Here is a 12,346-nt window from a genome sequence, read left to right as displayed (position 1 = left end):
GGATGGCCCATCGCGGCGACCCACGGAGCAATGCCGGAGTGAGGGCATGCCGAGCCTAGGCGAGGCACCGAGTGGTGGGGCAAAAGCGCTTGGTTACTTGGCGCTTTTCCAAGTAACCCGCTGTAAAAGCGGAACCATTAGTGGCCGTTATCGCAGCAATGGATATGTACACCGCGCACGAGCATCCCGACGATGGAGGTAGTCACAGGTTGACGGACAGCCGACCCGGGTTTGCAGATTGATCCAATCCAGTACAGGCCCGCAGTCCATTTCCTTTGGCCTGCGGGCCTTTTTCGTTCCGTTGGCCGCTCGGCAGTCTTTTTCACCGCACGCGCGTAAAGCCAAATTCCTGTCGTCAAATGTCAAGAATGGCTTCTCTGACTTCCCATAATCATCTCAACAATAAAGCTCTGCCGACGTGCCGTGGACACCGCCACACACGCCGGCAAAAGGGCGATTCCCATAGAGGTCAGCGATGCCGCATAACAACAATAAGCTTGTGTCTCGTTTGAAACCGTTGGCGATTGCAGTGTCTGTGTCTGCCGCCGCCAGTGCACACGCCGTCACCTTCGACGTCGGTGAAGCGTGGCAAGGGGAGTGGAACACCACGCTGTCGGTCGGTTCGCAATGGCGGGCCGAAGACGCCGACAACAAATTGTATTCCGGCGCCAACGGACGCTCGGTCGGCAAGCAGGGCGGGCTTGCCGGGCGGATCGATCCGGGCAACCTGAACTATGACAAGGGCGACCGTTTTTCCAGCATTGGCAAGTTCGTCACCGATGTCTCGCTGCGCAACGGCGACATGGGTGGGCTGGTGCGGGTCAAGGGTTGGTATGACGAAGCGCTGGAAGACGAAGACGTCAACCTGGGCAGCATCTCCAACGGCTACAAGAAAGACTCGCCGCTGTCGGATCGCGGTTATGAGGACCTGCAGAAGTACAAGGGCATCTACCTGCTCGACGCCTACGTCTACAACACCTTCTACATCGATGAGTCACCGCTGCAGGTGCGCCTGGGTCGTCAGGTGGTGAACTGGGGTGAAAGCCTCTACATCCAGGGCCTGAACCAGATCAACCCGCTCGACGTCCCGGCCTTGCGTCGCCCGGGCACCGAACTCAAGGAAGCGCTGATTCCACTGTGGATGGGGTACTTCAACCTTGGCTTGCCGGCGGGCATTTCCATGGAAGGTTTCTACCAGCTCAAGTACGAAAACACGGCAGTGGAAGGCTGCGGCCATTACTGGTCGGTGACTGAAACCGCGATTGCCCGGGATGGGGGCAGTTGTGATGTCGGCATCACCCTAGGCAACCCCAATACGTTGACCTCGGCCCAGGCGATCAACGCCGGCGCCTACTTGCCCTTGAACAAAGGCAAGGACCCCAAGGACAGCGGCCAATGGGGCCTGGCCTTCCGCATTCCGGTGGACGCGCTGGATGGCGAGTTGGGCATCTACTACATGAACTACCACTCGCGCACGCCGTACCTGGCCATCCGCAACAGCGCGCCAAAAGTGCCTGATGAGTTCCCCAATGCTCCGGCCGGCGGCGCGTTGCGCGGCATCGGTCCGAGCTGGGAGTACCCGGAAGACATCCGCCTGTACGGCATCAGTTTCACCACCACGGTCAAAGGCTGGTCGCTGGCCGGTGAGCTGAGCCACTCGCCTAACCAGCCCGTGCAACTCAACGGTGCCGACCTGCTCAACGGCGCGCTGGGTGGCGTGGGGCCGCTGGCGCAACTGCAGCAGTCGGTGGTCGGTCAGCGTGTGGCCTTCACCGAAGGCTGGAACCGCTTCGAGAAAACCCAGCTGCAATTCAACGCCGTGAACCTGATCCCCAACGTGCTGGGTGCAGAGAACCTGACGGTGGTCGGTGAAGTGGGCTTCCAGTGGAACAACGTGCCCGACTTCAAGGACAACGAGCGTTACGGCCGCGCCTTCATCTTCGGCTTTGGTGCTTCGCCGAGCACCGGTGCCCTGGGCTCGCTGGGCAACACCCAGCCCGATGGCGCGAAGAACGATGGCTACATCACCGATTTCTCGTGGGGTTACCGCCTGCGTGGACAACTGGACTACTCCAACTTCCTTGGCACGTCGGTGACCGCGTCGCCATTCGTGTTCCTCGGTCAGGACGTGGAAGGGGTGTCCATGGACGGGCAGTTCAACGAAGGCCGCCTCACCGAAAGTGTCGGCGTGAGCTTCGACTACAACAAGCAGCACAAGGTCGACCTGAGCTACGTCACGTTCGACAACGCCGCTGAATACGACCCACTGCGCGACCACGATTTCTTCGCCGCCAGTTACAGCTACAGCTTCTAACAAGAATAAGAGGTACTCAACGATGAAAATATCCAACCGGGGCGTTCTCCTGACCGCCCTCGCCAGTGCAGTGATGTTCAGCCTCAGTGGTCCGGCCAGCGCCAAGATCAGCGCCGACGAAGCCGCGAAACTGGGTTCCGAGCTGACGCCGCTGGGCGGCGAAATGAAAGGCAACGCCGACGGTTCCATCCCGGCCTACACCGGTGGCCTTGCACAACCGCCGGCCGGTTGGTCGGCGGACAAGGGCTACACCGACCCGTTCGCCGCGGAAAAACCGCTGTTCACCATCACCGCGCAGAACCTTGCCCAATACAAGGACAAGGTCACCCCGGGCATGCAGGCGTTGTTTGCCAAATACCCGAACTTCCAGATGCCGGTGTACCCGACGCATCGCACCGCGACCGTGCCGGCCGGCATCGCTGCCAAGGTCAAGGCTGAAGCGGTCAATGCCGAACTCAATGGCTTCGGCCTGGCCAACCTCAATGGCACGACCACGCCATTCCCGATCCCGAAGAACGGCCTCGAAGCAATCTGGAACCACACCGTGCGCTACCTCGGCGGTGGCCTGGAGCGCACCTACAGCTCGTTCCCGGTTCGCCCCAGCGGTGACTTCTACGACGTGAAGGTGCTCGAGAGCCGGGTGTTCGACACCAACATGGACAAGTCGTCGCCCAACCGGCTGCTCAACTACACCGCGCGCTTCCTGTCGCCGGCCACCCTGGCCGGCACCATTCAACTGGTCCAGGAACCCATCGACCAGGTCGCGGAAGTGCGTTCGGCCTGGATCTACAACGTCGGCCAGCGCCGTGTGCGGCGTGCCCCGGACCTGGCCTACGACAACGTCAACGACGGTACCGAAGGCCTGCGCGTGACCGACGATTTCGACGCCTTCAACGGGGCGCCGGATCGCTTTGACTGGAAGCTGGTCGGCAAGAAGGAAATGTACGTTGCCTACAACGACTACAAGCTGGGCAACAAACAGATCCCGTACAAGGACATCCTGACCCCCGGCACGCCCAATCCGGACCTGATGCGCTATGAACTGCACCGCGTCTGGGTCGTGGAGGCCACCTTGCGCCCGGACGCCAAGCACGTCTACGGCAAGCGCTCCTTCTACCTGGACGAGGACTCCTGGTCGGTATTGGCCACTGATGCCTACGACACCCGTGGTTCGCTGTGGCGTGTCGGCGTGCATCCGCTGATCCAGTACTACGACGCCCAGGTGCCTTGGTACGCGGCCAACATCTGGCACGACCTGAGCAATGGCAGTTACTACATGGCCGGCTTGTCCAACCAGGAAAAATCGCCCTGGAAGTTCGGTGCGAAGGGTCGCTTCGTCGACTTCCAGGCCGACGCCCTGCGTCGCCTCGGTCGCTGAGTCCCGGACCCCGCGCGCGACGTGAGTCGCGCGCGGGGGCAATCGATTTCTCTCTTGGTGGATACCCCTTATGTTCTCTCATCGCCTGCCTTCACTGGCCCTGGCGCTCTGGGCGCTCGCTGCCTTGCCAGCGGCATTCGCCCAGGCGCCGGCACTCGACTATCCCATCGCCGCCGACAAAGTGCTGCTGCTCGACCTGGAAAAGGCCGGTGAACGCCTGGTCGCCGTCGGCGAACGTGGCGTGGTGTTGTATTCCGATGACCAGGGGCAGGGCTGGCACAGCCTGCGTACCCCGGTGTCGCGAACCCTGACGGCGGTGGCATTTGCCTCCGCGCAAGAAGGCGTGGCAGTGGGGCATGGCGGTGCGCTGCTGCACACCGGCGATGGCGGGCTGCACTGGCAGGCAGTCGAGGCCGATACCGGCGGTGAGTCGCTGCTGGGCGTGGTAGCCATGGGTGACCGGCGCATGGTGGCCTGGGGCGCATTCGGGGTGTATCTGGAGTCCGACGATGGCGGCGCGAGTTGGCAGCGGCGGATGATATTGGGTGAAGATTTCGACCGGCACATCGCCCAGGTCCTCAAGGCCCAAGGGCAGTGGCTGCTGGTCGGGGAAAGCGGCACCCTGGCCCGTTCGCTGGATCAGGGGCAAACCTGGGAAGCCATGGATAGCCCTTACCAGGGCAGTTTCTTCGGTGCCTTGCAAACGCGCGCCGGCACGCTGCTGGCGTATGGCATGCGCGGCAATCTCTGGCGCTCGGTAGACCAGGGGCAAAGCTGGAGCAAGATCGAAACGGCAACCACCCTGGCCATCAATGGCAGCCTGCAGCAAGACAACGGGCGCATTCTCGCCCTGGGTAACGGCGGCATCGTGCTGGCCAGTGACGATGACGGTGCGACGTTCCACGCCATCAACGGTTCGAGCAAGGCCAGCCTCGCGCAAGGCGTGCAACTGGGCAATGGCCAGGTCCTGGCCGTGGGCGATCATGGCGTCACCTCACTGGCCAAGCTTGTCATTGCCAAGGGAGCGAAGTCATGACCCAGCAAGAACTCATCCGCGACGCTGACCAGCTCGATCGCCAGGACTTTTCCCGGGGCCTGGTGGGCAAGGTCTCGTACTGGATCTTCCACCAGCGCAAGCCGCTGCTGGCCCTGTTCATTCTGCTGACCCTCGGCCTGGGTTACAGCGCCTCCAACCTCAAGGTGGAGGCCGGATTCTTCAAGATGATCCCGCTGCACCATGAATACATGGGCACCTTCCTCAAGTATCAAAAAGACTTCGGCGGGGCCAACAAGATCCTGATCGCGGTGAAGAACAACAAGGGTGAAATCTTCTCGCCCGAGTCCATGTCGGTGCTGCGCAAGGTCTCGGACGAGGTGTTCTTCCTCAACGGTGTGGAGCGCAGTTCGGTGACGTCGCTGTTCACCTCCAATGTGCGCTACACGGAAGTGGTGGAGGAGGGATTCACCGGCGGCAACCTGGTGGCGTCCGACTATGCCGGGCGGCCCGAACAGTTGGCCCAGGTGCGCGAGCGCACGCTCAAGTCGGACTGGATCGGGCGCATCGTGTCCAATGACCTGTCCTCGGCCATGGTCGTCGCCACGTTGCAGGAAAAAGACCCGGTCACCGGTGAGCGGCTGGATCTGCAGAAGGTCGCGGCGCAACTGGAAAAAATCCGCCAGGACAACCAGGGCGGCGACGTCAGCATCCACATCATCGGCTTTGCCAAATCCATTGGCGATATCGCTGAAGGCGCTTCGGGCGTGCTGCTGTTTTTCGTGGTCGCCTTTGTGATTACTGCCTTACTGTTGTACTGGTACTGCGGTTCGCTGATGTTGACCGGCTGGGCGCTGATTTGTGCCGTGGTACCGGTGGTGTGGTTGCTGGGCATCCTGCCGCTGATTGGCCTGGGGCTGGACCCGATGTCGATTCTGGTGCCGTTCCTGATCTTCTCCATCGGCGTGTCCCATGCCGTGCAGATGACCAACGCCTGGAAACTGGAAACCCTCGCCGGGGCCGACGGCGTCACCGCCTCGCGCAACTGCTTCCAGAAGCTGTTCATCCCCGGCGCCGTGGCGCTGTTGGCCAACGCCCTGGGCTTCATGGTGATTGCCCTGGTGGATATCGAGATGGTCCGCGAACTGGCGATCACGGCCACGCTCGGTGTGTCGGTGATGATCATCACCAACAAGATGCTGTTGCCGATCCTGCTGTCCTTCATGCGCCTGTCAGCAGCGGACGCGCACAAACTGCGCGGCAAGGAAACCCTGGGCAGCGGCTTGTGGGAGCGCCTGGGCCGGCTGGCGACGCGTCGCGGCAGTCTGGTCGCCTTGTCGGTGGGCGCGCTGTTGATGGTGGGTGGCCTGTACATCGCCCGGGACCTGCACGTCGGCGACCTCGGTGCCGGCGTGCCGGAGCTTCGGGAAAATTCGCGCTACAACCAGGACGTGGCGATGATCACCCGCCACTTCGCCACCGGTGTCGATCTGCTGCAGGTCATCGCCAAAGCCAAGGGTGATGAAACCCCCTGCGTGAAGCGCGAGGTGCTGGCGCCCCTGGAAGAGTTCGAACTCTACCTGCGCCAGGACGACGGCGTCGCGTCGGTGCGCAGCCTGACGGCGTTCGTCAATAACATCACCCAGGCCTATGCCGAAACCGATCTGAAGTGGCATGTGCTTCCGGAGCTGGTTCCGCAGATCGCCCAGGGCATCGGCTTTGCCACCCGCAGCGGCACCGAGTACATGAACAGCGCCTGCAACGCCATTCCGGTATCGATCTACACCAAGGATCACCAGGCCGGCACCATCAGTGAGCTGATGAACCGGATCAAGGCCTTCAAGGCCGCCTACGACAACGACGACATCACCTTTGAACTGGCCTCGGGCAACGTCGGCGTGATGGCGGCGACCAACGAAGTGGTGCATGCCGCCGACAAGGTCGTCAACAGCGCGCTGTTTGCCTCGGTGGCGTTGTTGTGCCTGTGGATGTTCCGTTCCTGGCGCGTGACCCTGTGCATCATCCTGCCGCTGGCGCTGGTCACCGTGTTGTGCAATGCGCTGATGGCGACCCTGGGCATCGGTCTCAAGGTGAACACCTTGCCCGTGGTGGCGCTGGGTGTCGGCGTGGGCGTTGATTACGGGATCTACCTGTTCGAGCGGATCAAGCACGAGATGCATGAGCGCAACCTGAGCCTGGAGGAGGCCTTCGTCGAGGCCCTCAAACAGCGCGGCACCGCGTCGGTCTTCACCGCCGTGACCATGACCTTGTCGGTGGCCACCTGGGCCTTCTCGACGCTGAAGTTCCAGGCGGACATGGGCATCCTGCTGGCGTTCATGTTCCTGGTGAACATGTTCGGGGCGATCTTGCTGTTGCCAGCGTTGGCAGCGTGGTTGTTGCAGCCAAGGCACAAGCAGGCGGTTTGACGGACGCGAACCCTGTGCCTAGGGTTCTTGCAGACATTTAGCATCAGGCGGGTGCTGCAGGCGAATTGTGCCGTCGCACCCTCTCATGAAAGGACACTCGTCATGAATGCCTCACGCAAACTTGTATTTTGTATCCTCCCACTGTGTGTCGCACTGGGTAGCGCAATGCACGCCCAGGCCAGCACGCCGGATTTACTGCTGACCACACCCGCAACACCCGATGCGGTTGAGAAGGGTATGCACGCCGATGGCTACAGCCTCGCGATCTCGGCTTACAACTGGGGCTATCCCTTGGTTCGCATGGAGCGGGTGGCGCGTGAGTACACCAAGGTTCCATCACCCAAGCCCGATACCAGCTACCGCGCAGGGCTGAACCGGATCGGCTGGGCGACTTCGTTGGCATCGCCGTCCGCCAAGGACATGCCCACCGCCAACAATGACACTTACTACATGAGTGCGGTGCTGGATCTCACCGAGCCCTACGTGTTGACCGTGCCCGATACCCACGACCGTTACTACGTGGTCGATGTATTCAACATGTGGCAGGAACTTGAGCACTACGTCGGCCGGCGCACGACCGGCACCCAGGCCGGGAAGTTCGTGCTGGTGCCGCCGGGCTGGAAGGGCGAACTGCCCAAGGACGCCAAGCGCCTTGACGTCTCGACCCGGAAAATCTGGCTGTGGGGGCGAATTCACGTCAAGCAGGGCGAAGATGTCGCGCCGATCCTGGCACTGCAAAAACAGTTCCGCGTCGAGCCATTGAGTGGCAAGGCGCATACCGATCAGACGCTGGCCGCGTTGCCGCAGACGGGTGATGATCCGTTGGGTTTCTTCACGGAGCTGGCCGCGGCGCTCAAGGACAATCCGGTCAAACCTGCTGACGCCACACTGTTTGCCCAGTTCGCCCGAATCGGCCTGACGGACCAGGGCTTTTCACCGGACAAGCTGAACCCGGCCACACGCAAGGGCCTGGAAGACGGTTTGAAGGATGCGCCGTACGTGGCGATTGCGTCGCTGGCCAGCACATCGTCGATTCGCAATGGCTGGAACTGGGTGACCGGCCTCGACAGCTTCGGCTACAACTACCCGCTGCGCGCCATGGTGGCCGGGCCGTATCTTGGCGGCCAGGGTGAACATGAGGCGATGTACCCGATCCGCTTCACCGACAGCAAGAATCAACCGCTGACGGGCACCAATCAATACGAGGTCAAACTGGCTTCAGCGCCGCCGGTGAATGCCTTCTGGTCGCTGACCATGTACGACGCCAGCGACAAGATGCTGGTCGACAACGAGATCGGTCGCTACAAGGTCGGCACCGATACGCCAGGATTGAAAGTCGCCGCTGACGGTTCGATCACCATTCCCATTTCCCATGAAAAACCACAGGGCGAGAATGCCGCCAACTGGTTGCCGGCACCTGAAGGCGGGTTCTACGTGCTGTTGCGCCTGTACCAGCCTTCGGAAGACGTGCTGTCGGGCAAGTGGCAGTTACCGCAACTGAACAAGGTCAATTGAACGCCAGGGGACAGAGCATGAAGACGTGGGCTGCGTTCGTCGCGGGCGTAAGCCTGCTGACGGTAATGGCGGGTGCAATGGCCGAAACATTGCCGCAGGGTGGGCAACCGCCTGCGGACGCCAAGGCATCGGTATCCGACTTCGACTATCAGGTCAAATACCAGCGCGCTTTCGAGGCCGTGCTCTGGGGCATTCCCGCGACCGCCATCTATAGTTTCCGGCGGGCGGGTGTCGATGATCTGGGGCTCAAGGACAATGACATCATTGCCTATTCGTCCACGGCCACGCCCAAGCTCGAAGCGATCACCGCCAACAGCACCACACCCTATATCTCGGCCTTCACCGATTTACGCAAAGGCCCCGTGGTGCTGGAAGTGCCGGTTGCCGGCGCAGAGGGCAGTGTCTACGGCCAGGTCGTCGATGCCTGGCAGCTGACCATTGCCGATGTCGGCCCCTCGGGCGTGGACAAGGGCAAAGGCGGCAAGCTGCTCTTCACGCCACCGGGTTATCAAGGTGAAATTCCCGAGGGCTACATTCACATCGCTTCGCCCAACTACCGGATTGCCCTGGCCTTTCGTTCTGTTCCCGCCCCGGGCAAGAGCGTGGCGGATGCCTACCAGTACGCCCAGAAACTGCGCATGTACTACCTGTCTGAAGCCGGGAGTCCGCCCAAGCAGCGTTTTGTCGACCCGCTCAACGAGCGTTACCCGACCCTGCCGCTCTATGACGAGCGTTTTTTTGATGACCTGCATGCCATCGTCAGCGTTGAACCGGTCAAGCCGCAAGACAAGGTCATGATGGGCATGCTGGCGTCACTTGGCATCGAGCAAGGCAAACCCTTCACACCTGACGCGACCACCAAACGAGCCATGCGACAGGCCGCCATCGATGCCTGGTACTACTTGCAACAGTGGTTCGACAACATCCCCAAGGACAGGCTGTATTGGCCGGATCGGCACTACGCCTCATTGCTGATGACCGATGCCAACAAGACATTCTCGTTCGTCGATGACAAACGCGTCGACTTGATCAACCGCGCCGCCGAGTATTTCTGGTGCACCTACATGCCCAAGACCCTGAGCGACACGCCTGCAACGCAGTACATGATGGCCATGGCCGACAAGGATGGAAAACTGCTGGAGGCGGGCAAGCTGTACAAACTGGATATTCCGGCGCAGATGCCGGTGAAGCAGTTCTGGGCATTGACGGTGTATGACCGTGCCACGATGTCGTTCATCTACAGCGAAAGCAATCGCACCACCTTGTCCTCCTACGACCTGGACAAGATGAAAAAGAATGCCGATGGAGGGGTGTCGATCTACGTAGGGCCCAAGGCTCCAGCAGGGCTGGAGTCAAACTGGATTCCAACGGCTGGGAAACGCCCTTTGCCGGCCATGCGGTTCTATGGGCCGACCGAAGAAATGAACAACAAGACCTTCAAGTTGGCGGATTTTGAATCGGTCAACTAAGTGTGGCGGGTAGGGGCCAGATACCGAGGGTATGTCCGGTTCTGGCCGATTGCTGCCCGACGAGAAGGGCTGGCCTTCATTAGCCAGTCCCAAGTGATGAGGGATCCGGTCATTCAGACCTTAAGAACGCACTTTTGGCGGTTATTTGCCTGTCACGACCGCAGTCAGCTGCCGGAGCGTGTATTAACCCGAGACGCACACAGTCATTTCTGATGCCCATTGAGTCAATTCGATTTCCAGGTGCATCCCATAGAACGCTTCTGTCCGTAGGGTGCCTATCGAGTCGGGCTACTTTCGAACGCAAGTTATCGGCGGGGTACTTTATGACCAATTGCTAGCGAAAATTCGCATCTGATTCACTTTCAGCAGATGCACGAAATGGGCTGAGTCATCACTCATTAAACTAACGAGCTTGAGGGCTTCGCTGAGGCGCCACGTCGACGTAGCCTATCTCGATCAAATACGCAGTATTAGGAGTCAGCTCAGCATCGCATGAAATATCAGTGGACCTTTCAAATCTTTTCTCTCGATACTGTTTCTTTTTATCGTCTCCGATTGCGGTACTAAAAGCTTTTACTAGTGGGATGTCGGCTAGTGCAGTCTGCGACAAGTACCCTCTGAGATACTCTGCTGTTTCAGAGCGAACATTCTCAATAGCCAAGGAGTCTATATCCGTGTATTGAACATACATTGTTGATGATGGTTTCACCTCATATTCTCGATACATGAAATTTGGAAATTGTGGATTCACATACTGAAGTGCACCCCATTGGTCTAGAAGGAATGGGTCGATAGCGGATGGCATGGCGAATTTTTGCAGCGGCAATAAAATATCGTCCCTTGGATGTTTGGATGCATACTCATTCGATATAGTTGTATGGGTCGCTATGTTGAAATTATCTAGCTTTGTATTTTTGTCAATTTTTACCAGCTTTAAACGCGGAGATGCAACTGTGAATTCTTTTTCGCGAGTCCATTTGGTTTTTGTGCCATAGTTGCGTGTAAAAACCAAGAGCGGTGTGCCGGATAAATCTGCCCCTTGTAGATTTGCACACTCTAATATAGGAAAATCAACACCCACTTTATTGTTATCTTTGAATAGACCTGTATTGTTATACAAAAAAGCATCTGATAGATCTGCTGAGAAAAATACTGTGCTACTGAGATCGGCGTTATAAAAATACGACTTTTTCAAGCTGACGCGTGTGAAGTTTGCCCTCGCCAGAAATGATTTTTCAAAATTTGTATCGTTGAGATCTGAGGCATTTTGAAAATCACAGCCCTCGCAAAAAATTCCGGAAAAGTCATAGTTTTTAGCACCCAGATTAACAAGGATTGAAACCAGCATTGCTAACCCCTTCAATGGGACTTCCTGGGCTGCATCCAATCCTTCAAAACGACCTAAAGTGTAAGTTTTAATCTTCAAGTAGTCGGCTTGTGAAAGCTTATCGAGGAAGCTCTTAGGGATGGGGTCAGGTATCTCGTTTGGCGATAATTTTTTATTCATCGAGCCGGCTATTATTTCAACATTGCGAGCATGAACTCGCGATTTATACCTTGCAAGTATTGAGCTTGTGAGATTTCGGTTTTGCTCTAGGGTTGCGCGCAGAGTACTGTCAAGTAAGTCGGCGTCTGGGTGTGAATACTTCAAGTCATGGAATACGTTGATGATTGCAGTTTGTACGATTTCATTTGTTTCAATTGAAACGGCATTTACGAGGTATTGAAGCGCATTCTTGCGAAGCCGCGTATCGCCATCAACTAGAAATAATCGTAATCCCGAGACCCCTGTGAGTCGCTCAATGGTGCTTGAGTCCGATAGACGCGATAAAGCTGCATCAAAACGGTCGGCACTACGATTCTTTTCCATCTGCTCGATTTGGCCGAAGCCGATATAGAGAGTTATTGCAGCGCCCAGTATGGCGGCGGGTACTGTAGCTGATTTCAGCCACTCCATAGTTAGCCAAGTTCGGGAAAGCTGATGGCGGAGAAGTTGTTGTTCCAGTTGCAATTTTTCCGTTTCCAGAACAATTTTCTCCTCTTGAGGGGATAGCTTCTGCGGGCCGTCATCGCTGGGAGGGCGTTGAATGTGGTTTGTTGGCTCGTCGTTCATTTGTCGGACACCAAATGTGGCGTAACAGCCTAAACAGAGTTCATAAAAAACATTCATTGAACGGTGCTGTTGGTTGTTTATTATGACTCGGCCTTTAGGCGCAGGCGTAGTAAGCGATCGTAAGCAATCGCATAATC

The 12,346-nt window shown here is 58.3% G+C and carries 7 protein-coding genes; 6 read left to right on the top strand and 1 reads right to left on the bottom strand.

Annotated features, from left to right (window positions below; translation table 11 throughout):
* The first annotated feature begins 529 nt into the window (after positions 1 to 529).
* The 6 genes from HFK74_RS18850 to HFK74_RS18825 all read left to right on the top strand — a co-directional run bounded on the left by HFK74_RS18850 (position 530) and on the right by HFK74_RS18825 (position 10,096).
* Positions 530 to 2,314 (top strand): DUF1302 domain-containing protein, encoded by a 1,785-nt coding sequence (locus HFK74_RS18850; RefSeq protein ID WP_368738167.1) that lies wholly within the window; start codon positions 530 to 532, stop codon positions 2,312 to 2,314.
* Positions 2,315 to 2,336: 22 nt separating this feature from the next.
* Positions 2,337 to 3,692, top strand: a complete 1,356-nt coding sequence (locus HFK74_RS18845) for a DUF1329 domain-containing protein (RefSeq protein WP_180204769.1) — start codon at positions 2,337 to 2,339, stop codon at positions 3,690 to 3,692.
* Positions 3,693 to 3,762: 70 nt separating this feature from the next.
* On the top strand, positions 3,763 to 4,728 hold the full coding sequence (locus HFK74_RS18840; protein ID WP_180204768.1) for a YCF48-related protein: 966 nt from the start codon (positions 3,763 to 3,765) through the stop codon (positions 4,726 to 4,728).
* The gene (locus tag HFK74_RS18835; RefSeq protein ID WP_180204767.1) at positions 4,725 to 7,112 is read left to right on the top strand and encodes an RND family transporter; all 2,388 of its coding nucleotides are present in this window, start codon (positions 4,725 to 4,727) and stop codon (positions 7,110 to 7,112) included. Before HFK74_RS18840 ends, HFK74_RS18835 begins: the two co-directional genes overlap by 4 nt.
* Positions 7,113 to 7,214: 102 nt before the next feature.
* A complete protein-coding gene (locus HFK74_RS18830) occupies positions 7,215 to 8,627 on the top strand; it encodes a DUF1254 domain-containing protein (RefSeq protein WP_180204766.1) in 1,413 nt (470 codons plus the stop codon).
* A 17-nt stretch (positions 8,628 to 8,644) separates the two neighbouring features.
* The gene (locus HFK74_RS18825; RefSeq protein WP_180204765.1) at positions 8,645 to 10,096 is read left to right on the top strand and encodes a DUF1254 domain-containing protein; all 1,452 of its coding nucleotides are present in this window, start codon (positions 8,645 to 8,647) and stop codon (positions 10,094 to 10,096) included.
* Between the two features lie 403 nt (positions 10,097 to 10,499).
* Here HFK74_RS18825 and HFK74_RS18820 read toward each other — a convergent pair whose 3' ends face one another.
* A complete protein-coding gene (locus HFK74_RS18820; protein WP_180204764.1) occupies positions 10,500 to 12,209 on the bottom strand; it encodes a pentapeptide repeat-containing protein in 1,710 nt (569 codons plus the stop codon).
* Between the last annotated feature and the right edge of the window lie 137 nt (positions 12,210 to 12,346).

It is taken from the genome of Pseudomonas sp. SbOxS1 (assembly GCF_013416725.1).
Lineage (GTDB): Bacteria > Pseudomonadota > Gammaproteobacteria > Pseudomonadales > Pseudomonadaceae > Aquipseudomonas.
This window is presented reverse-complemented; position numbering and strand designations above follow the sequence as displayed.

Excerpts from the sequence above, each read along its gene's own strand:
- HFK74_RS18845 (WP_180204769.1), top strand. The coding sequence starts at position 2,337 with ATGAAAATATCCAACCGGGGCGTTCTCCTGACCGCCCTCGCCAGTGCA.
- HFK74_RS18840 (WP_180204768.1), top strand. The coding sequence starts at position 3,763 with ATGTTCTCTCATCGCCTGCCTTCACTGGCCCTGGCGCTCTGGGCGCTC.
- HFK74_RS18835 (WP_180204767.1), top strand. The coding sequence starts at position 4,725 with ATGACCCAGCAAGAACTCATCCGCGACGCTGACCAGCTCGATCGCCAG.
- HFK74_RS18830 (WP_180204766.1), top strand. The coding sequence starts at position 7,215 with ATGAATGCCTCACGCAAACTTGTATTTTGTATCCTCCCACTGTGTGTC.
- HFK74_RS18825 (WP_180204765.1), top strand. The coding sequence starts at position 8,645 with ATGAAGACGTGGGCTGCGTTCGTCGCGGGCGTAAGCCTGCTGACGGTA.
- HFK74_RS18820 (WP_180204764.1), bottom strand. The coding sequence starts at position 12,209 with ATGAACGACGAGCCAACAAACCACATTCAACGCCCTCCCAGCGATGAC.